The sequence below is a fragment of the Leclercia sp. UBA5076 genome, from assembly GCF_002416465.1.
Classification (GTDB): domain Bacteria; phylum Pseudomonadota; class Gammaproteobacteria; order Enterobacterales; family Enterobacteriaceae; genus Enterobacter.
Genome location: NZ_DIAO01000018.1, coordinates 243992 through 270016, shown reverse-complemented (window position 1 = coordinate 270016; position 26025 = coordinate 243992). Strand labels below are relative to the sequence as shown.

Annotated in this window: 29 protein-coding genes, 1 pseudogene and 1 other annotated feature; of the genes and pseudogenes, 15 read left to right on the top strand and 15 right to left on the bottom strand. The window is 55.2% G+C overall.

Features of this window, described 5'->3' with window-relative positions:
• Nucleotides 1–12: 12 nt before the first annotated feature.
• The 6 genes from rluB to rnm all read right to left on the bottom strand — a co-directional run bounded on the left by rluB (nt 13) and on the right by rnm (nt 4109).
• Entirely contained in the window at nt 13–888 is an 876-nt protein-coding gene (gene rluB, locus B3X29_RS18595; RefSeq protein ID WP_103179893.1) for a 23S rRNA pseudouridine(2605) synthase RluB, read from the bottom strand.
• A gap of 257 nt (nt 889–1145) precedes the next feature.
• The gene (locus tag B3X29_RS18590; protein WP_159339439.1) at nt 1146–1637 is read right to left on the bottom strand and encodes an Hcp family type VI secretion system effector; all 492 of its coding nucleotides are present in this window, start codon (nt 1635–1637) and stop codon (nt 1146–1148) included.
• Nucleotide 1638: 1 nt separating this feature from the next.
• The gene (locus B3X29_RS18585; protein ID WP_103179895.1) at nt 1639–1911 is read right to left on the bottom strand and encodes a hypothetical protein; all 273 of its coding nucleotides are present in this window, start codon (nt 1909–1911) and stop codon (nt 1639–1641) included.
• Nucleotides 1880–2404 (bottom strand): DUF2778 domain-containing protein, encoded by a 525-nt coding sequence (locus B3X29_RS18580; protein WP_103179896.1) that lies wholly within the window; start codon nt 2402–2404, stop codon nt 1880–1882. The genes B3X29_RS18585 and B3X29_RS18580 overlap by 32 nt, the downstream gene beginning before the upstream one ends.
• A gap of 206 nt (nt 2405–2610) precedes the next feature.
• Nucleotides 2611–3231: an L-threonylcarbamoyladenylate synthase gene (locus tag B3X29_RS18575; RefSeq protein WP_103179897.1), complete on the bottom strand. Its 621-nt coding sequence runs from the start codon at nt 3229–3231 to the stop codon at nt 2611–2613.
• Nucleotides 3228–4109, bottom strand: coding sequence for an RNase RNM (rnm, locus tag B3X29_RS18570; RefSeq protein ID WP_290561710.1), 882 nt, complete (start codon nt 4107–4109; stop codon nt 3228–3230). Before rnm ends, B3X29_RS18575 begins: the two co-directional genes overlap by 4 nt.
• Nucleotides 4110–4268: 159 nt before the next feature.
• Nucleotides 4269–4364, top strand: a sequence feature (Trp leader region).
• Nucleotides 4365–4388: 24 nt separating this feature from the next.
• Here rnm and B3X29_RS18565 point away from each other — a divergent pair.
• The 8 genes from B3X29_RS18565 to B3X29_RS18530 all read left to right on the top strand — a co-directional run bounded on the left by B3X29_RS18565 (nt 4389) and on the right by B3X29_RS18530 (nt 12898).
• Nucleotides 4389–5951, top strand: a complete 1563-nt coding sequence (locus B3X29_RS18565; protein WP_159339441.1) for an anthranilate synthase component 1 — start codon at nt 4389–4391, stop codon at nt 5949–5951.
• On the top strand, nt 5951–7546 hold the full coding sequence (gene trpD, locus B3X29_RS18560; protein ID WP_103179900.1) for a bifunctional anthranilate synthase glutamate amidotransferase component TrpG/anthranilate phosphoribosyltransferase TrpD: 1596 nt from the start codon (nt 5951–5953) through the stop codon (nt 7544–7546). Before B3X29_RS18565 ends, trpD begins: the two co-directional genes overlap by 1 nt.
• Before the next feature lie 3 nt (nt 7547–7549).
• A complete protein-coding gene (gene trpCF, locus B3X29_RS18555) occupies nt 7550–8908 on the top strand; it encodes a bifunctional indole-3-glycerol-phosphate synthase TrpC/phosphoribosylanthranilate isomerase TrpF (protein WP_103179901.1) in 1359 nt (452 codons plus the stop codon).
• Between the two features lie 10 nt (nt 8909–8918).
• Entirely contained in the window at nt 8919–10112 is a 1194-nt protein-coding gene (gene trpB / locus B3X29_RS18550; protein ID WP_103179902.1) for a tryptophan synthase subunit beta, read from the top strand.
• The gene (trpA, locus tag B3X29_RS18545) at nt 10112–10921 is read left to right on the top strand and encodes a tryptophan synthase subunit alpha (protein WP_156654659.1); all 810 of its coding nucleotides are present in this window, start codon (nt 10112–10114) and stop codon (nt 10919–10921) included. Before trpB ends, trpA begins: the two co-directional genes overlap by 1 nt.
• Nucleotides 10922–11079: 158 nt before the next feature.
• Entirely contained in the window at nt 11080–12291 is a 1212-nt protein-coding gene (yedE, locus tag B3X29_RS18540; protein ID WP_103179904.1) for a selenium metabolism membrane protein YedE/FdhT, read from the top strand.
• Nucleotides 12288–12521, top strand: coding sequence for a sulfurtransferase-like selenium metabolism protein YedF (gene yedF, locus B3X29_RS18535; protein WP_103179905.1), 234 nt, complete (start codon nt 12288–12290; stop codon nt 12519–12521). The genes yedE and yedF overlap by 4 nt, the downstream gene beginning before the upstream one ends.
• 104 nt (nt 12522–12625) lie before the next feature.
• Complete coding sequence (locus tag B3X29_RS18530) at nt 12626–12898, top strand: DUF883 family protein (RefSeq protein WP_103179906.1); 273 nt, start codon at nt 12626–12628, stop codon at nt 12896–12898.
• A 28-nt stretch (nt 12899–12926) separates the two neighbouring features.
• Here B3X29_RS18530 and ompW read toward each other — a convergent pair whose 3' ends face one another.
• A complete protein-coding gene (ompW, locus tag B3X29_RS18525) occupies nt 12927–13559 on the bottom strand; it encodes an outer membrane protein OmpW (protein WP_290561707.1) in 633 nt (210 codons plus the stop codon).
• Nucleotides 13560–13784: 225 nt separating this feature from the next.
• Between ompW and B3X29_RS18520 the strand changes: the two are divergent.
• From B3X29_RS18520 to yciA, 4 genes and pseudogenes are all read left to right on the top strand, one after another.
• Nucleotides 13785–13874: pseudogene (locus tag B3X29_RS18520) on the top strand (YkgJ family cysteine cluster protein); the annotation flags it as partial.
• Between the two features lie 25 nt (nt 13875–13899).
• Nucleotides 13900–14643 carry a YciC family protein gene (locus B3X29_RS18515; RefSeq protein ID WP_103179908.1) on the top strand — a complete coding sequence of 248 codons (744 nt, stop codon included), beginning with the start codon at nt 13900–13902 and terminating at the stop codon, nt 14641–14643.
• Nucleotides 14644–14700: 57 nt separating this feature from the next.
• Entirely contained in the window at nt 14701–15240 is a 540-nt protein-coding gene (locus B3X29_RS18510) for a septation protein A (protein WP_103179909.1), read from the top strand.
• 105 nt (nt 15241–15345) lie between these two features.
• Nucleotides 15346–15741 carry an acyl-CoA thioester hydrolase YciA gene (gene yciA, locus B3X29_RS18505; RefSeq protein WP_103179910.1) on the top strand — a complete coding sequence of 132 codons (396 nt, stop codon included), beginning with the start codon at nt 15346–15348 and terminating at the stop codon, nt 15739–15741.
• A gap of 31 nt (nt 15742–15772) precedes the next feature.
• On the opposite strand, the gene tonB is transcribed toward yciA, so the two are convergent.
• Complete coding sequence (tonB, locus tag B3X29_RS18500; protein WP_103181096.1) at nt 15773–16504, bottom strand: TonB system transport protein TonB; 732 nt, start codon at nt 16502–16504, stop codon at nt 15773–15775.
• Between the two features lie 221 nt (nt 16505–16725).
• On the opposite strand from tonB, the gene B3X29_RS18495 reads away from it, so the two are divergent.
• Nucleotides 16726–17022 carry a YciI family protein gene (locus B3X29_RS18495; RefSeq protein WP_032611245.1) on the top strand — a complete coding sequence of 99 codons (297 nt, stop codon included), beginning with the start codon at nt 16726–16728 and terminating at the stop codon, nt 17020–17022.
• A 36-nt stretch (nt 17023–17058) separates the two neighbouring features.
• Here the strand turns inward: B3X29_RS18495 and leuE are convergent, their stop codons facing one another.
• Together leuE and B3X29_RS18485 are read right to left on the bottom strand one after the other, a co-directional pair.
• The gene (gene leuE / locus B3X29_RS18490; RefSeq protein ID WP_103822506.1) at nt 17059–17694 is read right to left on the bottom strand and encodes a leucine efflux protein LeuE; all 636 of its coding nucleotides are present in this window, start codon (nt 17692–17694) and stop codon (nt 17059–17061) included.
• Nucleotides 17695–17760: 66 nt separating this feature from the next.
• Nucleotides 17761–17934 carry a YciY family protein gene (locus B3X29_RS18485; RefSeq protein ID WP_139156347.1) on the bottom strand — a complete coding sequence of 58 codons (174 nt, stop codon included), beginning with the start codon at nt 17932–17934 and terminating at the stop codon, nt 17761–17763.
• 142 nt (nt 17935–18076) lie between these two features.
• On the opposite strand from B3X29_RS18485, the gene cls reads away from it, so the two are divergent.
• A complete protein-coding gene (cls, locus tag B3X29_RS18480) occupies nt 18077–19537 on the top strand; it encodes a cardiolipin synthase (protein WP_103179911.1) in 1461 nt (486 codons plus the stop codon).
• A 33-nt stretch (nt 19538–19570) separates the two neighbouring features.
• Entirely contained in the window at nt 19571–19900 is a 330-nt protein-coding gene (locus tag B3X29_RS18475) for an HI1450 family dsDNA-mimic protein (RefSeq protein WP_103179912.1), read from the top strand.
• A gap of 43 nt (nt 19901–19943) precedes the next feature.
• On the opposite strand, the gene oppF is transcribed toward B3X29_RS18475, so the two are convergent.
• The 5 genes from oppF to oppA all read right to left on the bottom strand — a co-directional run bounded on the left by oppF (nt 19944) and on the right by oppA (nt 25530).
• A complete protein-coding gene (gene oppF, locus B3X29_RS18470) occupies nt 19944–20948 on the bottom strand; it encodes a murein tripeptide/oligopeptide ABC transporter ATP-binding protein OppF (protein ID WP_103179913.1) in 1005 nt (334 codons plus the stop codon).
• Nucleotides 20945–21958, bottom strand: a complete 1014-nt coding sequence (locus B3X29_RS18465) for an ABC transporter ATP-binding protein (protein WP_103179914.1) — start codon at nt 21956–21958, stop codon at nt 20945–20947. Before B3X29_RS18465 ends, oppF begins: the two co-directional genes overlap by 4 nt.
• Nucleotides 21959–21969: 11 nt before the next feature.
• Nucleotides 21970–22878 (bottom strand): oligopeptide ABC transporter permease OppC, encoded by a 909-nt coding sequence (oppC, locus tag B3X29_RS18460; RefSeq protein ID WP_103179915.1) that lies wholly within the window; start codon nt 22876–22878, stop codon nt 21970–21972.
• 14 nt (nt 22879–22892) lie between these two features.
• Nucleotides 22893–23813 carry an oligopeptide ABC transporter permease OppB gene (gene oppB / locus B3X29_RS18455; protein ID WP_103179916.1) on the bottom strand — a complete coding sequence of 307 codons (921 nt, stop codon included), beginning with the start codon at nt 23811–23813 and terminating at the stop codon, nt 22893–22895.
• An 85-nt stretch (nt 23814–23898) separates the two neighbouring features.
• Nucleotides 23899–25530 carry an oligopeptide ABC transporter substrate-binding protein OppA gene (oppA, locus tag B3X29_RS18450; protein ID WP_103179917.1) on the bottom strand — a complete coding sequence of 544 codons (1632 nt, stop codon included), beginning with the start codon at nt 25528–25530 and terminating at the stop codon, nt 23899–23901.
• Nucleotides 25531–26025: the final 495 nt, after the last annotated feature.

The window sequence follows — 26025 nt, the reverse complement described above, 5'->3', positions numbered from 1 at the left end:
GTTTTTTATTTTTTAGCCGTTGTTGTTACGGCTGCCAGAGCGGCGATTGCCGCTGACCTGGCTATGGCGTTTAACCGCACGACGGATCTGGTTCGCCTTCATGCGGCGACGATCTTTTTCTACCGCCACTTTCGAGGAGGTTTCCGGCGCCAGCTGCACCAGCTCACGCAGATAGTTGGTCTGGGTTAAATCCAGCTCGGTATAGCCGCCACGTGGCAGCCCCTTCGGCAGAAGAATGTCACCGTAGCGAACGCGGATCAGGCGGCTAACCTGCACGCCAACGGCTTCCCACAGGCGACGCACCTCGCGGTTACGGCCTTCGGTCAGGGTGACGTTGTACCACTGGTTAATACCTTCACCACCGGTAAACTTGATGGTTTTAAACGCAGCCGGGCCATCTTCAAGCTGCACGCCGCGGGAGAGCTCACGGATCTTATTGTCGTCAACTTCACCGAACACGCGGACCGCATATTCACGCTCCACTTCACGGCTTGGGTGCATCAGACGGTTTGCCAGTTCACCATCGGTAGTGAAGAGCAGCAGGCCACAGGTGTTAACATCCAGACGACCTACAGCGATCCAGCGCGCGCCGCGCAGTTTTGGCAGGCGGTCGAATACGGTTGGGCGACCTTCCGGATCGTTGCGGGTGCAGAGCTCGCCTTCCGGCTTATAGTAAGCCAGTACGCGGCAGATTTGCTCGGCGGACTCTTTCACCGAGATCAGGTGGCCATCGATACGGATTTTCAGGCCTGGTACGATTTCCACACGGTCGCCCAGCGTGGCGATTTTACCGTCCACACTGACACGACCTGCTTCGATAATGGTTTCGATTTCACGGCGTGAACCGTGGCCGGCGCGGGCCAGCACTTTCTGTAATTTCTCGCTCATTGAGCTTCCTTCAGGTGTCGCCTTCACAGGCGTCTGGTATACATTCGAAAACAAGGAGTTAAGCGCGATTCAACCTTAACTCAATGATCTGTAACTTTTTCACAGCACACATAATGGCAGACAATACGTCTCGCCCAGTGATTCATGGCCGCACATACTACATGAATTTTAGACTAAATGATTCAACAAGTTTTGCGCCGCGGCGAGCGGGTGCTGGTAACCTGAAGCAAACCCAACGATTTGGGCAGGCAGATTTCTCAGGCCGTAGGCCGCTCATTCCAGGCATCGGTGAACTGAATGTTGCCATCCACGATACGCCAGGTGATTTTTTCATACTGAATACTGACGCTTTCTACATGATTCATTTTATCGTTGCCCGATAATTTTACGTTAGGTACAGCGCAGTTAACGCCAGTGATCTTCACGTTTTCCATCAACACCGTGTAATAGCAGACTTCCTGTCCTGCGTCGTTAATGTGATAAAACCTGATCTCGGCACTTTTCAACGTCTGGCCTGTCGCGGCTGCTTTATAGAGGTAGGGCGTGGAGCTATCGACTTCCTTTTCAATCATCATGGATGAGTGTTGGCGTGTACCGGTAATTTTACCGTTGGCACTGTCAACAGGCAGGTTGATGCCATGACTCAGACCGATAATTTCGACGCTGCCTTCACGGTCCTGCACGTCTACAGAACCTTTAATATCGGCGCCACCATCGTCTTTGAGCCACATATACGGAGGAATTGGCATTTTATTTGCTCCTTAATTTTTTGATTAACTTCATTGTTATAAAATATATTGGCATTGCTATTGATATCATTATAGATAGATCTATATCGGTATAAGCGTCATACATGGATTCTGCGTCTTCACCCCCATAGAAAAACAACGCCCATTTTGTTGCAAAATCCTCATCAATATATAATTCGGCATATGGGAAAGTGTGACCAACACAATATAACAATAAAATAAAATAAATAAATTTAATGATTTTATGCGCAATTTTTTTTAGTATTGCCGCCATCAACCACCTCCACCCATCCCCGCGCCATTAACGACCGCATACAGGGAACCTGTATAAGTGAGGTATTCATAAGCGCATTGCGGATCATCGAAAAATCTGAATTATTGGCGATAGTTATACAACCTTTGGAAACTGTACCGGGATGCAACCGGAAGTTGCCGCGCTTGACATTTTCTATCCAGGTATCATCGTCGATATTCCAGTCATCGCGCCATAACGCAAACCAGTCCGACTTGCCAAAGGCACGTCGGCCAAAAAATCTATTAGCCTCATCGTGTATTTCCGTTAGCTTCTGAGAAAAGTAGTTGCCTTCTTTGCGATCTACAATCCAATATTTTCCGGGTGGGATAGGCCCTAATTTTGCAACAGCAGCACAGTTAATATTGTTCCGGTATGCCCCTAACCCCGAATGCGCCATAAATACACCCACGCCGTACAGATTAAAAGGCGCATAGTCTGCCCCGTTGAGGATTAACTTCCCTTGCAACGCCATAGATATCCTTTTTTCAATAAGCATATGTTCGCTTATCGTACATCAACATATTCAGGCAGGGGCGAGATTATTCCAGCAACGAACTATTTTCAGAAAATCACAAGATATTTACTACAGGAAGGAATAAGAAGACAGGCGGAGTGATAATATCAGGGTCATTATAGCGAGAATATCATGCCAAACAGATGACCCTGTACCCTATGAAATTACAGGAAAGGCTTCACGTCCCCCACCCCTTCACGCAGCACAACCGGGGCATCTTCCGTTAAATCGATCACCGTGGTCGGCTGTTGGCCGAGATAGCCGCCGTGAATCACCAGCTCAACCTGTTTCTCCAGGCGGTCTTTGATCTCATCGGGATCGGATTCCGTAAAGTCGCTGCCCGGTAACATCAGCGAGGTGGAGAGCATCGGCTCGCCCAGCGTCTCGAGAAGCGCCTGAGCAATCGGGTTTGACGGCACGCGCATCCCGATGGTTTTGCGTTTTTCCTGCAGCAGGCGGCGCGGCACCTCTTTCGTCCCCTTGAGGATAAAGGTGTAATTACCCGGCGTGTTATTTTTGATCAACCGAAACGCCACGTTATCCACGTAGGAGTAGGTCGATAACTCAGAGAGATCGCGGCACATCAGGGTAAAGTTATGCCCGTTAGGCAGGTTGCGGATCCGGCAGATACGCTCCATCGCGTTTTTGTCTTCGATCTTACAGCCCAGCGCATAGCCTGAGTCAGTTGGATAGACAATAACGCCACCCTTACGCACGATCTCCACGGCCTGATTAATCAAACGCGGCTGCGGATTGTCAGGATGGATATAAAAAAATTGGCTCATACTACCCTCTCTTCAATTGGCGTTGGCTGCTCCCAGAGGTGCCACACCGGCTCGACACCGGCGGGTAACCAGAGCTTGCGTCCCAGCTCTATCCACGGACAAGGCTGATGAAAATCAGAGCCCTGGGAGGCAAAGAGTCCATACTGGCGGGCATATTCAGCCAGCTGACTGCGCTCGTTGGGTGCCTGCTGACACTGAGCGACTTCCATCGCCTCTCCGCCGTGTTCGGCAAAGTATGCCAGCAGACGTTTCAGCCATTTGGCGGAAAGGTTATACCGCCCCGGATGGGCCAGTACCGCCTTACCACCAGAATGATTAATGACATCAATAGCTTGTTCTATTGTACACCACTGGGGAGGAACGTATCCGGTTTTCCCGCGGGCGAGATATTTTTTAAACACATCCGCAATGTTATTTGCTTTCCCGGCTTCAATCAGAAAACGGGCAAAGTGGGCGCGGGTCACCGCCCCGCCATTCGCCAGACGCAGGGCCCCTTCCCACGCGCCGGGAATATGCGCTTTCTCCAGACGTTCGGCGATCATCTCTGCCCGCTGTACGCGCCGCATCTTTTGTTCATCCAGGAACGCACAGAGGGTCGGGTTCTCAATATCGATGTTTAACCCGACGATATGGATCTCGTGATTTTCCCAGACGGTGGAAATCTCCACGCCGCTGATTAAGGTCAGGGGCAATCCGCTGCGGGCAATTTCCGCCCGCGCGGCCGCAATGGCCTCGGTGGTGTCGTGATCGGTAATGGCCAGCGTACCCACGCGCATCTCATGGGCACGATGGACAAGCTCTTCAGGCGTAAGCAGGCCATCGGAGGCCTGGGTATGGCTGTGTAAATCATAAATCACTGCGTAATTCGTGTCGCTCAAAGCGGCTCCCGTCACTGCTCGTCAATATCTGCGCCGCCATCATAACGGCATGTGGTGAAATTCTGAAATCGGGGGGTTGACATTAGGCTATCGAACTAGTTAACTAGTACGCAAGTTCACTCAACGAGGTATCTGGAAATGACCGCACATTTTTCTCTGCATAGCTGGTGGCGCACCTCCTGAATTGTCGGGCAGTGTCGTACGTCTGCGTCATGCATACAGATACCTGGCCCGCCACTGAGCGGGCTTTTTTATGAACAGAATAAAGAGAACAACATAATGCAAACAGCCAAACCGAACCTTGAACTGCTGACCCGTGAGGCGGCCTATCGCCACAATCCCACAGCCCTGTTCCATCAGGTGTGTGGCGCCCGTCCTGCCACGCTGCTGCTGGAGTCGGCGGATATCGACAGTAAAGACGATCTGAAAAGCCTGCTGCTGGTCGACAGCGCCCTGCGCATCACCGCCCTGGGCAACACCGTCACCCTGAAGGCGCTTTCTGAAAACGGTGCGGCCCTGCTGTCGCTGCTGGACGATGTCCTGCCCGCGGGCATTGAGAACGAACATCGCCCGGACCAGCGGATCCTGCACTTCCCGCCGGTGAGCCAGCTGCTGGATGAAGATGCCCGCCTCTGTTCTCTGTCGGTGTTTGATGCCTTCCGCCTGCTGCAAAATCTGGTAAACGTCCCGGAAAGCGAGCGCGAAGCGATGTTCTTTGGCGGACTGTTTGCCTACGATCTGGTGGCCGGTTTTGAAGATCTCCCCGAGCTGGAGCAGGGAAACCGCTGTCCGGACTACTGCTTCTATCTGGCGGAAACCTTACTGGTGATCGACCATCAGAAAAAGTACACCCGCATTCAGGCCAGCCTGTTTACTCCGTTACTGGCGGAGAAGCAGCGCCTGGATCAACGCATTGCCCAACTGCAGGCGCAAATGGACGAAGCCCCGCCGGCACTGCCGGTGCAGCGCGTGGAGCAGATGCGTTGCGACGTCAGCCAGACGGACGACGAATATGGCGTGGTGGTGCGCCAGATGCAGAAAGCCATTCGCGCAGGCGAGATCTTCCAGGTGGTGCCGTCCCGTCGTTTCTCCCTGCCCTGCCCGTCTCCTCTGGCGGCCTACGACGTGCTGAAGAAAAGCAACCCCAGCCCCTACATGTTCTTTATGCAGGATAACGATTTTACGCTGTTCGGCGCCTCGCCGGAGAGCTCCCTGAAGTACGACGCCACCAGCCGCCAGATTGAAATCTATCCCATTGCCGGAACCCGCCCGCGCGGTCGTCGCGCCGACGGCTCACTGGACCGCGATCTGGACAGCCGCATTGAGCTGGAGATGCGCACAGACCAGAAAGAGATGTCCGAACACCTGATGCTGGTGGACCTGGCCCGTAACGACCTGGCGCGCATCTGCACCCCGGGCAGCCGTTACGTCGCCGACTTAACCAAAGTGGACCGTTACTCCTTCGTGATGCATCTGGTCTCCCGCGTGGTGGGCGAGCTGCGTCAGGATCTGGACGTGCTACACGCCTACCGCGCCTGCATGAACATGGGCACCCTGAGCGGCGCGCCGAAAGTCCGTGCCATGCAGCTGATTGCCCAGGCCGAAGGCCGTCGTCGCGGCAGCTACGGCGGCGCGGTGGGTTACTTCACCGCCCACGGCGATCTGGATACCTGCATCGTGATCCGCTCCGCCTACGTTGAAGAAGGCATTGCCACCGTCCAGGCGGGTGCCGGCATCGTTCTCGACTCCGTTCCGCAGTCTGAAGCTGACGAAACCCGTAACAAGGCCCGCGCGGTACTGCGCGCCATTGCGACTGCCCATCACGCACAGGAGATTTTCTGATGGCTGACATTCTGCTGCTCGATAATATCGACTCCTTTACCTATAACCTGGCGGATCAGCTGCGTGCTAACGGTCACAACGTGGTGATTTACCGTAACCATGTCCCGGCTCAGACCTTAATCGACCGTCTGGCCACCATGCAAAACCCGGTGCTGATGCTCTCCCCGGGGCCTGGCGCGCCGAGCGAAGCAGGCTGTATGCCGGAGCTGCTGACCCGCCTGCGCGGCAAGCTGCCAATCATCGGCATCTGCCTGGGCCATCAGGCGATTGTTGAGGCTTACGGCGGCTACGTCGGCCAGGCCGGTGAGATCCTGCACGGGAAAGCCTCCAGCATTGAACACGACGGCCAGGCGATGTTTGCCGGGCTGATGAATCCCCTGCCGGTGGCGCGTTACCACTCGCTGGTGGGCAGCAACATCCCGGCGGGCCTGACGATCAACGCCCATTACAACGGGATGGTAATGGCGGTACGTCACGACGCGGACCGGGTTTGCGGGATGCAGTTCCACCCGGAATCCATTCTGACCTCCCAGGGCGCGCGCCTGCTGGAGCAGACCCTGAACTGGGCGCTGCAGAAACTGGAGCAGACCAACACTCTGCAGCCGATTCTGGAAAAACTCTACCAGGCGCAGACCCTGAGCCAGCAGGAGAGCCACCAGCTCTTCTCCGCCGTGGTACGCGGTGAGCTGAAGCCTGAGCAGCTGGCTGCCGCGCTGGTGAGCATGAAAGTGCGCGGTGAACAGCCGCAGGAGATTGCCGGTGCCGCCACCGCATTGCTGGAAAACGCCGCCCCGTTCCCGCGCCCGGACTACCTCTTCGCGGATATCGTCGGTACCGGCGGTGACGGCAGTAACAGCATCAACATCTCCACCGCCAGCGCCTTTGTCGCTGCCGCCTGTGGGCTGAAGGTGGCGAAGCACGGCAACCGCAGCGTCTCCAGCCGTTCCGGCTCGTCGGATCTGCTGGCCGCCTTCGGTATTAATCTGGACATGAATGCGGAGAAATCCCGCGATGCGCTGGACGAACTGGGCGTCTGCTTCCTGTTCGCGCCGAAGTATCACACTGGCTTCCGCCATGCCATGCCGGTGCGTCAGCAGCTGAAGACCCGCACCCTGTTTAATGTGCTTGGGCCGCTGATCAACCCGGCGCACCCGCCGCTGGCGCTGATTGGTGTCTACAGCCCTGAACTGGTGCTGCCGATCGCCGAAACCCTGCGGGTGCTCGGTTATCAGCGAGCGGCGGTGGTTCACAGCGGCGGAATGGACGAAGTCTCGCTCCATGCGCCGACGCTGGTGGCCGAACTGCACAACGGTGAAATCAAAAACTATCAGCTTGACGCAGCAGACTTTGGTTTAACCCCGTATCACCAGGAACAACTTGCGGGCGGCACCCCGGAAGAAAACCGTGACATTCTGACCCGCCTGTTACAAGGTAAAGGTGAACCAGCGCATGAGGCCGCTGTCGCCGCTAACGTCGCCATGCTGATGCGTCTGCACGGCGAAGAGGATTTACAGGTCAACGCGCAAAAAGTGATTGATGTGCTGCGCTCCGGCGCAGCCTACGACCGAGTGACCGCACTTGCGGCAAGAGGGTAAACAATGCAGACCGTATTAGCGAAAATCGTTGCCGATAAGGCCATCTGGGTTGAAGCGCGGAAACAGCAGCAGCCGCTCGCCAGTTTCCAGAATGACGTGGTACCGAGCAGCCGTCGTTTTTATGATGCCCTGCGGGGCGCGCGCACCGCATTTATCCTGGAGTGCAAAAAGGCCTCCCCGTCGAAAGGGGTGATCCGCGACGATTTCGACCCGGCGAAGATCGCCGCCATCTATAAGCACCACGCTTCGGCTATTTCGGTGCTGACCGATGAGAAATATTTTCAGGGAAGTTTTGATTTTCTGCCCATCGTCAGCGGCATCGCGCCGCAGCCGATTTTGTGCAAAGACTTTATCATCGACCCGTATCAAATCTGGCTGGCGCGTTTTTATCAGGCCGACGCCTGCCTGCTGATGCTCTCGGTCCTGGACGATGAACAGTACCGCCAGCTTGCTGCGGTCGCGCACAGCCTGAACATGGGTGTGCTGACAGAAGTGAGCAACGAAGAGGAGCTGGAGCGCGCTATCGCCCTCGAGGCCAAAGTGGTCGGGATCAATAACCGCGACCTGCGCGATCTCTCCATCGACCTGAACCGCACCCGCCAGCTGGCGCCGCGTCTGGGCGCAGGCGTAACGGTGATTAGCGAGTCCGGGATCAACAGTTATGCCCAGGTTCGCGAGCTGAGCCACTTCGCCAACGGCTTCCTGATTGGGTCGGCGATGATGGAGCAGGACGATCTCAGCGCCGCGGTACGTCGCGTGCTGCTGGGGGAGAACAAGGTCTGCGGCCTGACGCGTCCACAGGATGCCGCCGCGGCTTATGAAGCGGGCGCCATTTACGGCGGGCTGATCTTCGTTGATGCCTCCCCGCGCAACGTGACCGAGGCGCAGGCGCACGAGGTGATCGCCGCCGCCCCGTTACAGTATGTGGGCGTCTTCCGTAATGGTGCCATCGAACAGGTGGCTGCCACGGCAGAGTCGCTTTCCCTGACCGCCGTCCAGCTGCACGGCAGCGAAGATCAGGCGTATATCGATGCCCTGCGTGAAAGGCTAAAACCGCAGGTGCAAATCTGGAAAGCGCTGAGCGTGGCCGACACCCTGCCGCCGCGCACGCTGCAGCATGTTGATAAGTATGTGCTGGATAATGGCCAGGGCGGAACCGGGCAGCGTTTTGACTGGTCGCTGCTCCAGGGCGAGAAGCTGGATAACGTCCTGCTCGCCGGGGGCTTAAGCCCCGATAACTGCGTTGAGGCCGCCAAAGCGGGCTGCGCAGGTCTCGATTTTAATTCAGGCGTTGAGTCGCAGCCGGGCATAAAAGATGCCAGCAAACTGGCTTCGGTGTTCAAAACGCTGCGTGCATATTAAGGAAGAGAAGATGACCACATTATTAAATCCCTATTTTGGTGAGTTTGGCGGCATGTATGTGCCGCAAATCCTGATGCCCGCCCTGCGCCAGCTTGAAGAGGCGTTCGTGAGTGCGCAAAAAGATCCGCTCTTCCAGGCTGAGTTCACCGACCTGCTGAAAAACTACGCCGGACGCCCTACGGCCCTGACCAAATGCCGCAACCTGACAGAGGGGACGAATACCACCCTGTATCTGAAGCGTGAAGATCTGCTCCACGGCGGCGCACATAAAACCAACCAGGTGCTGGGGCAGGCGCTGCTGGCAAAACGGATGGGTAAAACCGAAATCATTGCCGAAACCGGGGCCGGTCAGCACGGCGTGGCGTCGGCGCTGGCCAGCGCCCTGCTCGGCCTGAAATGCCGTATCTACATGGGGGCAAAAGACGTTGAGCGTCAGTCGCCGAACGTCTTCCGTATGCGTCTGATGGGCGCGGAAGTGATCCCGGTGCACAGTGGCTCGGCCACCCTGAAAGATGCCTGTAACGAGGCGCTGCGCGACTGGTCCGGTAACTATGAAAACGCCCACTATATGCTCGGTACCGCCGCGGGCCCGCACCCGTTCCCGACCATCGTGCGTGAATTCCAGCGCATGATCGGCGAAGAGACCAAAGCGCAGATCCTCGAAAAAGAGGGTCGCCTGCCGGATGCGGTGATCGCCTGCGTGGGCGGCGGCTCTAACGCCATCGGCATGTTTGCTGACTTCATCGACGATACCCGTGTGGGGCTGATCGGCGTTGAACCTGCTGGTCACGGAATTGAAACCGGCGAGCACGGTGCGCCACTGAAGCATGGCCGCGTGGGCATCTACTTCGGCATGAAAGCGCCGATGATGCAGACCGACGAGGGCCAGATTGAAGAGTCGTACTCCATCTCTGCCGGGCTGGACTTCCCGTCCGTGGGGCCGCAGCACGCGCACCTGAACAGCATCGGTCGCGCCGAGTACGTCTCAATTACCGATGACGAAGCGCTGGAAGCGTTCAAGACCCTGTGCCGTAAGGAGGGGATTATCCCGGCGCTGGAATCTTCCCACGCCCTGGCCCATGCCCTGAAAATGATCAAAGAGAACCCGGAAAAAGAGCAACTGCTGGTGGTGAACCTGTCCGGTCGCGGTGATAAAGATATCTTCACCGTTCACGATATTCTGAAAGCACGAGGGGAAATCTGATGGAACGTTACGATAACGTGTTTGCTGAACTTAAGGCCCGCAAGGAAGGCGCGTTTGTTCCCTTCGTCACGCTGGGCGATCCCTCTCCGGAGCAGTCGCTGAAAATCATCGACGCCCTGGTTGAAGCGGGCGCCGACGCGCTGGAGCTGGGCATCCCCTTCTCCGATCCGTTGGCCGATGGCCCGACCATTCAGAGTGCCACCCTGCGCGCCTTTGCCGCAGGCGTGACCCCGACCCAGTGCTTCGAGATGCTGGCAACCATCCGTCAGAAATACCCGGCGATGCCCATCGGCCTGCTGATGTACGCTAACCTGGTCTTTAACCGCGGCATTGACGAGTTCTACGCCGAGTGCGCGCGCGTGGGCGTGGATTCGGTGCTGGTCGCCGATGTCCCGGTCGAGGAGTCTGCCCCGTTCCGCCAGGCGGCGATGCGTCACAACGTTGCGCCGATCTTTATCTGCCCACCGAATGCCGATGATAGCCTGCTGCGCCAGATCGCCTCCCACGGTCGCGGCTATACCTACCTGCTGTCCCGCGCCGGCGTTACCGGTGCGGAGAACAAAGCCGCCCTGCCGCTGCACCATCTGGTGGAAAAACTGACGGAGTACAATGCCGCACCGCCGCTGCAGGGCTTTGGTATTTCAGCGCCTGAGCAGGTGACCGCGGCGCTGGGCGCCGGGGCGGCCGGGGCGATTTCCGGCTCGGCGATCGTCAAAATTATCGAGAACAATGTCGATAAGCCTGAACAGATGTTGAGCGAACTGAAGGCCTTTGTCAGCGCCATGAAAGCCGCAACCCGTCCGCAGTAAAAGAGTCGCCGTCTGGTTTTTTACCAGGCGGCTTTACGCATAAATTGATCCCTTCGATCTTTAACGCAGTTAATCCTTTTCAAACGCGATTCCCGGCGTATCATCCTCACGTTTTATAACACTTCCTCCTTAAACCTTCTGAGTTCAGAGGCTTAACTATGTCATGGCAATACTTTAAGCAGACTTATTTAATTAAGTTCTGGTCACCTGTTCCTGCCGTTATCGCTGCCGGGATCCTCTCCACCTACTATTTTGGTATCACCGGCACCTTCTGGGCGGTTACGGGTGAATTTACCCGTTGGGGCGGGCAGTTGCTGCAACTGGCGGGCGTTCACACCGAAGCGTGGGGTTACTTCAAACTCATTCACCTTGATGGCTCCCCACTCACACGCATCGACGGCATGATGATCATCGGTATGTTCGGCGGCTGTTTTGCTGCCGCACTCTGGGCAAACAACGTCAAGCTGCGCATGCCGCACAGCCGGATCCGCATCGCCCAGGCGGTGGTTGGCGGTATCATCGCCGGGTTTGGTGCGCGCCTGGCGATGGGCTGTAACCTTGCGGCTTTCTTCACCGGGATCCCGCAGTTCTCCCTCCACGCCTGGTTTTTTGCTCTCGCCACCGCCGTCGGCTCGTACTTTGGCGCGCGCTTTACCCTGCTGCCCCTGTTCCGTATTCCGGTCAAAATGCAAAAAGTGAGCGCCGCCTCGCCGTTAACGCAGAAGCCGGATCAGGCCCGTCGTCGCTTTCGTCTCGGTATGCTGGTCTTCTTCGGCATGCTGGCCTGGGCGCTCTGTACCGCGCTGAACCAGCCGAAGCTCGGGCTGGCGATGCTGTTCGGTGTCGGATTTGGTCTGCTGATTGAACGGGCGCAGATCTGCTTTACCTCCGCGTTTCGCGATATGTGGATCACCGGACGCACCATGATGGCGAAGGCGATTATCGCCGGGATGGCGGTGAGCGCCATCGGGATCTTCAGCTACGTCCAGCTGGGTGTCGCGCCTAAAATCATGTGGGCCGGGCCAAACGCCGTGATCGGCGGGCTACTGTTTGGCTTTGGGATTGTGCTGGCGGGCGGCTGCGAGACCGGGTGGATGTACCGCGCGGTGGAAGGCCAGGTGCACTACTGGTGGGTTGGTCTGGGTAATGTGATTGGCTCGACCCTGCTGGCTTACTGGTGGGATGATTTATCCCCCGCGCTGGCGACCAACTGGGACAAGGTTAATCTTCTCAACACCTTTGGCCCGCTGGGTGGATTACTGGTGACCTACATTTTGCTGCTGGTCGCATTTTTGCTGGTGCTGGCGCAGGAGAAACGCTTCTTCCGCCGCGCTGCCATGAAAACTGACATTCGTGAGGAAGCCGCATGAAAGCGATCGTTCCCGACTACCGCCTCGATATGCTGGGTGAACCTTGCCCATACCCGGCGGTTGCCACGCTTGAGGCGATGCCGCAACTGAAAAAGGGCGAGATCCTGGAGGTGGTGAGCGACTGCCCTCAATCCATCAACAATATTCCCCTGGACGCCAGAAACCACGGCTATACGGTACTGGATATTCAACAGGATGGGCCGACCATCCGCTATCTCATCCAGAAATAATAAGAGGGTGGCGCCAGGCCACCCTTTCTTAAGTATTAATCCCATTTTCTCCAGGATATCCCTGTTGAGTCTATGCTTAACATTGACTACAAAAGGAGAACGTTATGTCAGACCAAAATCTTGATAATGATGCACAATATGCAGGTGAAAAAGCGAAGAACAAACTGGATGAATTCGCCGGCGCTGCGCAGCAGCAGTTTGGCGAGGCCGTTGATTCGCCAAAACATCAGCTGAAGGGTGCCGGGCGCAAATATGCTGCACAGGCAAGCGACGTTGTTACTGATGTTACCGACGCAGTAAAAAATAACCCTCTTACCGGCCTGATCGCCGCGGGTGCGGTGGGTATTGTTCTTGGCCTGCTGTTAGGGCGTAAATAAAAAAAGGCCCCTCGGGGCCTTCTTATTTTCAGAAGCGGTATCCCGCCGAGAACATAAACACCCACGGATCCAGACGGGTATTGATATTTTGCTGCTGATCCCTCGCCTTAAAGCGCACCTCGGTGTCGATATCCATGTACCAGACCGACATATTAATCAGCCAGTCGCGGTTGATGAGGTAATCCAGCCCCACCTGCCCCGCCATACCCCATGAATCTTTCAGGCTCAGATCGGAAAGGCCAGCCGCTTTACCGGTGTCGTTAAACTTCTCATCAAAGAAGGTGGTGTAGTTAACCCCGGCGCCAACGTAGGGGCGAACCTTGCTGCCTGCATCACCGAAATACCACTGGGCCATCAGGGTCGGCGGCAGATGGTGAACCGTGGCGATATCCCCGGTTGGGCCCGTACCGACTTTATGGCGAAACGGCGTGGCCGCCAGCAGTTCAACGCCGACGTTGTCGGTCGCCATCCAGGTAAAGGTCATCCCCGCCTGGGTATTGTTACTGACGTTAAAACCGCCCAGACCCAGAACATTGTCCGAGCCTTCCGTTGGACGTACCGTCGCCGTCCCGAGACGGAAAAAGAACTCACCTGCTTCGTGGGCCATTGCGCCGCCGGAAAGCGTACTCAGAATCAGTGCTGCCACCGCTGCTTTTTTCATATCCATTCCCTCGTTATGGTTTTATTCAGGAACGGAATATACCCACAAATGATTAATAAGTGATCTTGCATTGATCACACTAAATTCAGTGATTTAACATTCATTGATCTAAATTAATTTTTTTCACAACTGGCAAAAATTGGTAGGCAGGGTCTGGATCAATTTTGCCATTTCGGACACAAAACGCCCCGCTTGCCCACAACCGCGCAAAATGGCAGCGACGCATTACGGGCGCTTTACAAAGATATGCTTTTCCATACAAGGCTTGATACTGCCACCGTACACTTATCCAGGGTACAATTGCCCGCTAATTAACACCTGCAATACTCAAGGAGAGTGCATGTCTATCACGGCGAAGTCTGTCTACCGTGACACGGGGAATTTTTTCCGCAATCAGTTCGTTACCTTTTTACTGATCGCCTTGTTGTGCGCATTTATCACGGTGGTACTTGGTCATGCTTTTTCGCCGAGTGAGGAGCAAATTGCCAGCCTGAGCGAAGGCGATCAAATCGCCAGCAGCGTTGGTCTGTTTGAGATGGTGCAGAACATGACTCCGGAACAGCAGCAGATCCTGTTGCGGGCTTCTGCGGCCTCGACCTTTTCCGGTCTTATCGGCAATGCCATTCTGGCAGGCGGCGTGCTGCTGATGATCCAGCTGGTCTCTGCCGGGCAGCGCGTCAGCGCGCTGCGGGCGATAGGTGCCAGCGCGCCGCTGCTGCCCAGGCTGTTCATTCTGATCTTTTTAACCACCATGCTTGTGCAATTAGGGATTATGCTGGTTGTGGTGCCGGGCGTGCTGTTGGCGATTGTGCTCGCCTTCGCCCCCGTGATGCTGGTACAGGACCGCATGGGCATTTTTGTCGCCATGCGTAGCAGTATCCGGCTGGCATGGTCTAATATGCGTCTGGTCGCGCCAGCGGTAATGAGCTGGCTGCTGGCGAAAACCCTGCTGCTGCTGTTTGCACCCAATCTTGCCGTTCTGACGCCTAACGTTGGTGCTGTTGTGGCGAATACCCTGAGCAACCTCATCTCCGCTGTCTTGCTCGTTTATTTGTTCCGCCTGTACACGTTAATTCGCCAGTAATTTTTCTGATGGCCTGTTCAGAACGTACAGGCCGTCGCTGATAGATGGAATCGAAGAATGAAGCAGTTTCTTGATTTTTTACCCCTGGTTGTCTTTTTTGCTTTCTATAAGCTGTATGACATTTACGCCGCGACCACTGCCCTGATTGTCGCCACCGCAGTCGTGCTGATTTACAGCTGGGTGCGCTACCGCAAGGTTGAAAAAATGGCCCTGATCACCTTTGTGCTGGTGGCCGTCTTTGGCGGGCTGACCGTCTTTTTCCACAACGATGAGTTCATCAAGTGGAAAGTGACCGTCATTTATGTGCTGTTTGCCGGCGCCCTGCTGTTCAGCCAGTGGGTGATGAAAAAGCCGCTTATCCAGCGCATGCTGGGTAAAGAGCTGGCGCTGCCGCAGGCGGTCTGGTCGCGCCTGAATATCGCCTGGGCGGTATTCTTTATTCTCTGTGGTCTGGCGAATATCTATATCGCTTTCTGGCTGCCGCAGAATATCTGGGTCAACTTTAAAGTCTTTGGTCTGACCGCCCTAACGCTGATTTTCACCCTCCTGAGCGGCATCTACATCTATCGCCACATGCCACAGGATGACAAGCAGTAATCCTTCCGCCAGGCTTGATAAGCCTGGCGTTTTTCTTCTGTTCTCTCCGGCAGCAAATCATAGTAGCATCCCGCCTGAAGTCCTCCGTAATAAGTAGAGTTCATAATGACAACAACGAACGCCCCGCAGGGCGAACTGGTTTTACGCACACTTGCAATGCCCGCCGACACCAATGCGAACGGCGATATTTTTGGCGGCTGGTTAATGTCGCAGATGGATATGGGCGGGGCGATCCTCGCTAAAGAGATTGCCCATGGCCGCGTGGTGACGGTCCGGGTTGATGGTATGACCTTTCTGCGGCCTGTCGCGGTGGGTGATGTGGTCTGCTGTTACGCCCGTTGCGTGAAGCGGGGAAATACCTCGGTGTCGATCAATATTGAAGTATGGGTGAAGAAGGTCTCTTCGGAACCGATCGGCCAGCGCTATAAGGCCACCGAAGCGCTCTTTATTTACGTGGCGGTGGATAGCGAAGGTAAACCGCGTGCATTACCGCAGGCATAAAAAAAGCCTCCCGATTGGGAGGCTTTTTTCATTATTCCATCTGAGCCCCGCCGTTGAGGCGGAAAACAATATTGACGATGAGTCCACTGCCTGGCTTACCGGCTTCGTAGCGCCATTTACGCATCGCGTTTTTCACATCACGCTCGAACATGTTTGACGGCTGCGCGGAGAGGATCTGAACATTATCCACACGTCCGTCGGCGGTGACGTCAAATTTCACCCGCACACGCCCTTCAATACGCAGAGCCTGCGCGCGCGACGGATATTGCGGCTGGTTACGGCTCAACGCACGTGGACCCGGCGGCGCCGCCGGAACCGGCTTAGCGGTAACTGGCGCGGAGTTCATGACCGGGCGAGCCGGGGCTGCGCGCTCAACGGGCTGCGTGGTACGTGGCTCAACCGGGCGCTCTTGACGCTTCGGACGCTCTTCCACCTTTTTCACCGGCTTCGGTTTCGGCTTCGGTTTTGGCTTGGGCTCCGGTTTGTGGATCACCACAGGCGCTTCTTTTGGCGGCTCAGGAACAACTTCAGGTTCTGGTTCCGGCTCGGGTTCGGGCTCTGCAACAGGCTCCGGTGGAGGCGCGACCTGTACGGGCTCCAGCTCCGCAGGCGTTACCATGGTCACCGAAATCGGCTGCGCGGGCGCTGGCATTTCAATAACCTGATGTACCGATGTGTAAAGCAGACCCGCCACCACGGCTCCGTGAATTCCGACGGACAACAGCGTCGGCCAGGGAAAGCGGCGAGGTAAATCGAGGGTCATTGAAGTCATAATCGTTTCAGTTAAAAAGCCAGGCCCTGATTTTAAATGCAAATAGCAATCATATTCAATAAGCCAGTTAAACTTCGCCCGATTTTACCGTCCAGCTGGCGAAAAAAGGCACATCAGGCGCAAGGTTTTAACAATGTTGCCATCTTTACATTGCAGTCACCTGCACTTTCACATAACGTAATTCCCACTTTTATCGGTTAAGGAGCTCCGCTGTGCTTTACGTGATTTTTGCTGCAGATGTCGCTGATTCTCTGGAAAAACGTCTCTCCGTACGCCCTGCCCACCTTGCGCGCTTACAGCTGCTGCATGACGAAGGCAGATTATTGACCGCAGGCCCGATGCCTGCCGTCGACAGCAACGATCCGGGCGCGGCTGGCTTTACCGGCTCGACGGTGATTGCCGAATTTGAATCGCTCGAAGCGGCACAGGCCTGGGCGCAGGACGACCCGTATGTGGCGGCAGGCGTGTATGATAACGTCGTGGTGAAGCCGTTTAAAAAAGTTTTCTAGGATAAAAAAAGGCTCCGTACCAGGAGCCTTTTCTTATTAGTTCAGCGATGCCAGCCGCGCCGCAAAGCCAACAAACAGTAATCCAATTAAACCATTTCCCAGCTTCGCCAGTTTCTTTTTGGTTTTCAGGTAGCGCGTAACAAACGCGCCGGAGAAGATCAGGAAGCTCATATAGATAAAACTGATGATTTCCAGCGTGACCGCGAGGATCATAAAAGCGACGCCGGTGTGCTTCGCGTGAACGTCAATAAACTGCACAAAGAATGAGACATAAAACAAAATCGCCTTCGGGTTGGTCATACTCAGCACCAGCGAGCGTTTCATTATGGTTTTAGCCGGTTCGAGACCGCCAGCATCGCCCTGCTGTGTATGCCTTATTACCGACCAGAGCATTTTGCCGCCCAGCCATAACAGATAGAACGCCCCGAGATAGCGCACAATATTAAACAGCATTGGCGTGGTCTGGATCAGCGCCGCGACCCCCGCCCATGCCAGAAACATCAGTACCGCATCGCCAATAAATACGCCACTGGCGGCAAGATAGCCCTTTTTCACACCGTGACCAATACCGGTCTTTAAAACGAATAAGGTATTAGGCCCAGGAACCAGAACAATAAAAATAGCCCCGACAACATAGGTCCAGAAATTCAGTACACCCAAATCCGCAAACACCTCATCCTCCTTTTTGACGTAGCGAATAAAAAACATCGGGCACCTCTGTGGGTGCCCTTGTGTCATTCAGTAATCCTGAACGGCGAACAGCAACGCATTGCGATGACGGTTCATACTGCATTTTCTGATGGCGTGGATACGCATATTACGGCGGGATTGTGCTTCCAGCCAACGCGCTTTGCGACGACTTGTCTGTCGCAACATGCGCCAGCGCCCTACTTCTGTTCTACTGCGCTTCATGTTACCAACTCTTCACAAAACAGAGCGTTCATTATAGTCCCTTGCCTGCGGCAGACCAGCGCTTTTATCTGGCGTTTTTATTTGCCAGAAAAATCCTGACGCGTAAACTCTTAACAATACGCTTTCAAAAGGATTTTTTATTATGACAACCTTCTACACCGTGGTGAGTTGGCTGCTCATTCTGGGATACTGGCTGTTAATCGCAGGGGTGACATTACGCATCCTGATGAAGCGCCGAGCCGTTCCCTCTGCCATGGCATGGCTGTTGATTATTTATATCCTGCCGCTGGTCGGCATCATTGCGTATTTATCCTTTGGCGAGCTTCACCTCGGTAAACGCCGGGCCGAGCGTGCCCGGGCGATGTGGCCCTCCACGGCGAAATGGCTGAACGATCTGAAATCCTGCAAACATATTTTTGCCGAAGAGAACAGTGACGTCGCCGCGTCGTTATTTAAGCTCTGTGAACGCCGCCAGGGGATTGCCGGGGTGAAAGGCAATCAGCTGCAATTGATGACCACCTCTGATGACGTGATGAATGCCCTGATCCGCGATATTCAGCTGGCGCGGCATAATATCGAGATGGTGTTTTATATCTGGCAGCCCGGTGGCATGGCCGATCAGGTAGCTGAATCCCTGATGGCCGCGGCACGCCGGGGGATCCACTGCCGTCTGATGCTCGACTCCGCCGGTAGCGTGAATTTTTTCCGCAGCAACTGGGCATCCATGATGCGCAATGCCGGTGTGGAAGTGGTCGAAGCGTTAAAGGTTAACCTGATGCGTGTGTTTCTGCGCAGGATGGATCTGCGCCAGCACCGCAAAATGGTGCTCATCGACAACTACATCGCCTATACCGGCAGCATGAACATGGTCGACCCGCGCTTCTTTAAACAGGATGCCGGTGTGGGTCAGTGGATCGATCTGATGGCGCGCATGGAGGGCCCGGTCGCCACCGCGATGGGGATCGTCTACTCCTGTGACTGGGAGATTGAAACTGGCAAACGCATTCTGCCCCCGCCGCCGGATGCCAATATCATGCCGTTTGAACAGGCCAGCGGGCACACTATTCACACTATCGCCTCCGGACCGGGCTTCCCGGAAGATCTGATCCATCAGGCGTTATTGACCGCCGCCTATTCCGCCCGCGAATACCTGATCATGACCACCCCCTATTTCGTGCCGAGTGACGATCTGCTCCACGCTATCTGCACCGCCGCCCAGCGCGGGGTCGACGTCAGTATCATTCTGCCGCGCAAGAACGATTCAGTGCTGGTGGGCTGGGCAAGCCGGGCCTTTTTCAGCGAACTGCTGGCAGCCGGGGTGAAGATTTACCAGTTTGAAGGTGGGCTGTTGCATACCAAGAGCGTGCTGGTGGACGGTGAGCTCAGCCTGGTGGGAACAGTGAACCTCGATATGCGTAGTCTGTGGCTCAATTTTGAGATCACGCTGGTGATCGACGATACCGGTTTTGGGGGCGATCTGGCGGCCGTGCAGGATGATTATATCTCGCGCTCCCGCCTGCTGGATGCCCGTCTGTGGATGAAAAGGCCGCTATGGCAGCGAATTGCCGAACGACTGTTTTACTTCTTTAGTCCGTTGCTGTAAAACGTGCCCAACGATGTTAAACAGGTAGTCATCATGGAAATGGATCTGAACAATCGCCTGACCGAAGACGAAACGCTCGAGCAGGCCTACGATATCTTTCTGGAACTGGCCGTCGATAATCTCGACCCGGCTGACGTGATTCTCTTTAATTTACAGTTCGAAGAGCGTGGCGGCGCCGAGCTGTTCGATCCGTCTGAAGACTGGGCTGAACATGTCGATTACGACCTGAACCCGGACTTCTTCGCCGAGGTGGTAATTGGCCTGGCGGAGACCGACGGGGGCGAGATCAATGATATTTTTGCCCGCGTTCTGCTGTGTCGTGAGAAAGACCACAAGCTCTGCCACATACTCTGGCGCGAATAAAAAAAGGCTGCGATTGCAGCCTTTTTTATTGCCTTTTACCCGGTCAGAGCGGGTCAACCTTCAGGCAGGAGACCGCATGGCGGAAGCTGCCCTCCAGTACCGGACGCGTTTTCGCGCACTCCGGCCCGGCAATCGGGCAGCGGGTACGGAACACGCAGCCAGACGGCGGGTTGATGGGCGACGGCAGTTCCCCTTCCAGCAGCTGAATGGTCTTATTCTGCTCCAGGTCAGGATCCGGCACCGGCACGGCAGACATCAGCGCTCTGGTGTAAGGGTGTAACGGATTATGATACACCTCATCATAGGTGCCCAGCTCCACCGCATGGCCCAGATACATCACCAGTACGCGATCGGAGATGTGCTTCACCACCGCCAGGTCGTGGGCGATAAAGATCAGTGACAGCCCCATCTCACGCTGCAGTTTTTGCAGCAGGTTAACTACCTGCGCCTGAATCGACACGTCCAGCGCGGAGACCGGTTCGTCACAGATAATCAGCTTCGGCTCAAGGATCAGCGCGCGGGCAATGCCGATACGCTGGCACTGGCCGCCCGAGAACTCGTGCGGATAGCGGTTGATAAGGTTCGGCAGCAGACCGACCTTCATCATCATCGCCTTGACGCGGTCGCGCACTTCGGTACGCGGCATCTTCGGATGGTAGGTGCGCAGCGGCTCAGCGATGATCTCGCCAATGGTCATACGCGGGTTCAGTGACGCCAGCGGGTCCTGGAAAATCATCTGAATGTCGCTTCGGACCTCGCGCCACTCTTCCGGCTTCATCCCCAGCAGATCTTTACCCAGCCAGGCGACCTTGCCGCCAGTGGCTTTGACCAGGCCGATGATCGCGCGGGCAAAGGTGGATTTGCCGCAGCCCGACTCCCCCACCACGCCGAGGGTCTCCCCCTCGTAGAGACGCAGGGTGACGCCGTCAACCGCTTTCAGGGTTTTCGCCGGCTGCCAGAACCACTGCTTGCCGTCTTTGATGTCGAAGTGCACTTTCAGATCGGCGATTTCAAGCAGAACATTTCTTTTTTCGTCAATGGCTGTCATACCAGCTCCTCGTACGGCTTAAAGCAGGCACGCAGACGGCCTGGTGCAAACTCTTCCAGCGGCGGCGCGCTGTTGCAGATTTCCATCGCGTGCGGACAGCGCGGCTGGAACGGGCAGCCTTTCGGCAGACGCAGCAGGTTGGGCGGGTTGCCAGGAATGGTCAGCAGCGACTCCCCTTCCGCATCAAGACGCGGTACCGCATTCAGCAGGCCAATGGAGTACGGGTGCGCCGGATGATAGAAGACATCTCGCGCTTTACCGTACTCCATGGTACGCCCGGCATACATCACCAGCACTTTATCGCAGATCCCGGCCACGACGCCCAGATCGTGGGTAATCATGATGATCGCAGTATTAAACTCGCGCTTCAGCTCGTTCAGCAGGGTCATGATCTGCGCCTGAACGGTCACGTCCAGGGCGGTGGTCGGTTCATCGGCAATGAGCAGTTTTGGCCGGCACAGCAGCGCCATCGCGATCATCACGCGCTGGCGCATCCCGCCGGAGAACTCGTGCGGGAACATGCGCATACGCTTACGCGCTTCCGGCATTTTTACCGCATCCAGCATCTTAACCGACTCTTCAAACGCTTCGGCTTTGCCCATCCCCTTGTGCAGCATCAGCACTTCCATCAGCTGCTCGCCCACACGCATGTACGGGTTCAGGGAGGTCATCGGATCCTGGAAAATCATGGATATCTGCTCGGCACGCAGCTTGTTAAGCTCGTTTTCCGGCAGGTTAAGGATCTGCTTACCGTTAAAGGTGGCAGAGCCGCCGATAACGCCATTCTGTGCCAGCAGCCCCATCAGCGCGAACGCCGTCTGGGATTTACCGGAACCGGATTCACCCACGATACCCAGCGTTTCGCCAGCACGCAGGCTGAAGTTAAGATCGTTTACCGCAGTCACATCGCCATCAGGCGTTTTAAAGGTGACGCGCAGATCTTTCACATCCAGCAGGAGATTACCCTGCTGATGCGCTTGTGGGGCAGATGCCGTTTCAATAATAGTCATGGCGGCACTCCTTAACGGTCTTTCGGATCGAGGGCATCACGCAGGCCATCGCCGATAAAGTTGAAACAAAACAGTGTTACCACCAGGAAACCCGCCGGGAACAGCAGCAGCCACGGTGAAACTTCCATAGAGTTGGCGCCATCGCTCAGCAGCGCACCCCAGCTGCTCAGCGGCTCCTGGGTACCCAGGCCGAGGAAGCTCAGGAAAGATTCAAACAGGATCATGCTAGGTACCAGCAGGGAAGCATACACCACCACCACACCCAGCACGTTTGGCACGATATGACGGACCACGATATTACCGGTCGAAACCCCGCCCACCTGCGCCGCTTCGATAAACTCTTTCCGCTTCAGGCTCAGGGTCTGGCCGCGCACGATACGCGCCATATCGAGCCAGGAGACCATGCCGATAGCCACAAAGATCAGCAAAATGTTCTGGCCAAAGAAGGTCACCAGCAGAATGACGAAGAACATAAACGGGAAGGAGTTGAGGATCTCCAGAATACGCATCATCACCGAATCGACCTTGCCGCCGAGATAGCCGGAGAGCGATCCGTATAACGTACCCAGAATCACCGCAACAAAGGCTGCTGCGATCCCTACCATCAACGAAATGCGTCCACCGATGGCCACACGGACCAGCAGGTCACGTCCGGACGAGTCGGTACCAAAGTAGTGGCCCGATTCGGTATCCGGCGCGCTGGACATCATGCCCCAGTCGGTATCGAAGTAGGTGAACTGCGACAGCATCGGCGCGAGCGTTACAAACAGGGCGATAAGGACCAGGACAATCAGGCTGGCAACCGCAGCACGGTTATGCATGAAGCGACGGCGTGCATCCTGCCAGAGGCTACGCCCCTCCACTTCCAGTTTTTCACTGAAGTTTTCCAGCGCCTCGCTGTTTTTCTTACTTAACATCATGGCGAGCTCCAGTGTCAGTAGCGGATTTTCGGATCGATAACGGCATAGAGCACGTCGACGATCGCGTTAAAGAAGATGGTGAGCGCGCCAACGAGAATGGTCAGACTCAGTACCAGTGAATAGTCGCGGTTAAGGGCGCCGTTAACGAACAGCTGACCAATACCCGGCAGACCATAGATGGTTTCGATAACCATTGACCCGGTGATAATCCCGACGAACGCAGGGCCCAGATAAGAGAGCACCGGCAGCAGCGCAGGTTTTAACGCATGACGGAAGATGATGCGGCGCATCGGCAGCCCTTTGGCCCGGGCAGTACGGATGAAGTTCGAGTGCAGCACTTCAATCATTGAACCACGGGTGATACGCGAAATACTGGCGATATAGGCGAGAGACAACGCGACCATCGGCAGGATCATAAATTTCAGCGCCCCGCCATTCCAGCCGCCGCCGGGCAGCCATTTCAGGGTGATGGCAAATATCATGACCAGCAAAGGGGCCACGACAAAACTCGGTATGACGACACCGGTCATTGCCACCCCCATAACGGTGTAATCCCATTTCGTGTTCTGGTTAAGCGCGGCAATAACGCCCGCCGTGACGCCAAGAATAACGGCCAGTAAAAACGCCGCGGCGCCTAATTTCGCCGAAACGGGGAAGCTGGACGCCACCAGATCGTTTACGGAATAATCTTTATATTTAAACGACGGACCAAAATCACCGTGGGCCAGCTGTTTCAGATAGTTGAAATACTGGGTGGAGATAGGATCGTTTAAATGATATTTCGCTTCGATATTCGCCATAACTTCTGGCGGCAGCGTACGTTCACCGGTGAATGGACTTCCCGGCGCGAGACGCATCATAAAGAAGGAGATCGTGATAAGAATGAATAGCGTTGGGATCGCTTCAAGACAGCGACGTAGGATAAATTTCAACATTGCCCGTACCTTCTGGCGTGTGCCTATATAATATTACGATGAGTAGACACCGTGGGGCAGACAGCGCCCGCCCCACTCATTGCCATTAATGCTTGATAATATACAAGTTTTTAACGTAGATATTATCCATCGGGTCTTTCCCGGTATATCCACCTACCCACGGTTTCACCAGACGGGCGTTCACGTAGTAGTAAACCGGTACGATCGCAGAATCTTTGTCGAGCTGCTGTTCCGCTTTCGCGTAGAGCTCGGCGCGCTGCGCTTCGTCAGTCACTTTCAGGGTATCGCCGATCAGCTTATCGAACTCTGCGCTCTTATAGTGCGCGGTGTTGTTCGAGCTGTCGCTCAGCATGGTGTTCAGGAAAGAGGTCGGCTCGTTGTAGTCCGCACACCAGCCGGCACGCGCCACATCAAAGGTGCCCTGATGGCGGCTATCCAGGAAGGTTTTCCACTCCTGGTTTTCCAGCTTCACGTTCACACCCAGGTTTTTCTTCCAGATGGAAGAGACTGCGATAGCCAGTTTCTTATGCAGATCGGAGGTGTTATACAGCAGGCTGAAGGTCAGCGGCTTGTCTGCGGTATAACCCGCTTCGGCCAGCAGTTTCTTCGCTTCTGCATTACGCTGTTCCTGGGTCATTTTGAACCATTCTGGCTCGGTCAGCTTCGCACCATCGGTGTACGGTGGCGTGTAGCTGTACGCTGGCAGGTCGCCCTGGTTTTTCACTTTGTTGACGATGATATCGCGATCCAGCGCCAGCTTCAGGGCGGTACGAACGCGAACGTCAGTGAATGGCGCTTTCTGGTTGTTGATTTCGTAATAATAGGTGCAGAGGTACGGGTCAACGTGTACTTCAGCAGGGATCTCTTTCTTCAGCTTCTGGAACAGTTCAATCGGCATGTTGTTATAGGTCATGTCGATTTCGCCGCTGCGGTAGCGGTTAACGTCAGTCACTTCAGAAGAGATTGGCAGATAGGTGACCTGATTAATGACAGTTTTCGCGTTATCCCAGTAGTTGGTATTACGCTCCAGGTCGATACGTTCGTTAACGACCCAGGCTTTCAGCTTGTAGGCGCCGTTAGTCACGATATTGGCGGGCTGAGTCCACTTATCGCCAAATTTTTCAACCGCGGCTTTTGGAACCGGGGAGACGGACGGGTGAACCAGCAGCTTATAGAAATAAGGGACCGGCTCGCTCAGGGTAACTTCGAACGTATTGTCATCGATCGCTTTTACGCCGAGATCGGTAATCGGTTTTTTACCGGTGATGATGTCATCGATATTGGCGATGTGGCCATACTGCAGATAGCTCGCATACGGTGAGGCAGTATTAGGATCTGCCAGACGCTGCCAGCTATAAACGAAATCGTGGGCGGTAACCGGGGAACCATCGGACCATTTCGCGTCTTTACGCAGGTGGAAGGTCCAGACTTTAAAGTCTTTGTTTTCCCATTTTTCAGCTACACCCGCAACCGGGTGGCCGTTTACGTCAGTGACCAGCAGACCTTCGAACAGATCGCGGTTAACGTTAGACTCCGGTACACCTTCAATCTTGTGCGGATCCAGAGACTGAACCTCAGCACCGTTGTTACGCACCAGCGTTTGCTTCTCCGCCAGTTGAACTCCAGCAGGGACGTCAGCAGCCATTGCAACGTTGCCTGCGATTAGCGCAGTTAAAATCCCCGCAGCTACCAGACTTTTTTTTGTGATGATGGACATTGTGTTGATACTCCACTCTTTATAATTACTGGTTTTTACCAGCCTGTTTAATTCCCCTTTTTAGGGGTTCCCTGACAACGTAGGAGTTTATGCTGCCGTCAGGCGTTTTTTACTTCTCGCTATCACCGACTTTACTATTACTGGCGGCTCGTCTGGCCGCCTTGCGTCGATTTGTGACATGCCTCCCCTGCCGAGGCATGTATTAATTCTTATAGGTCAAAATCGTTAATGAAAAAGATTCTCAACTAGAAGAATTACGCTGAAATGGAATGGCCGGAAAGTACCAAATGAGTTACTTAGGTGCCAATACATTTTGCAAATTTGTTAACCAATTCTCTTTTACGGAAGGGACCGTCATGCCGTGGCCTGCTATGTCCCGCACCGAAAAAGAAAAAAGTGACCAATATTCAATGAGATGAAGAAAATGTTATGGATGAGCGCACCGCGATGCCAGAAGCGTTCTCTTTTTTGTACAAAAAATTAACAACTGTCTAT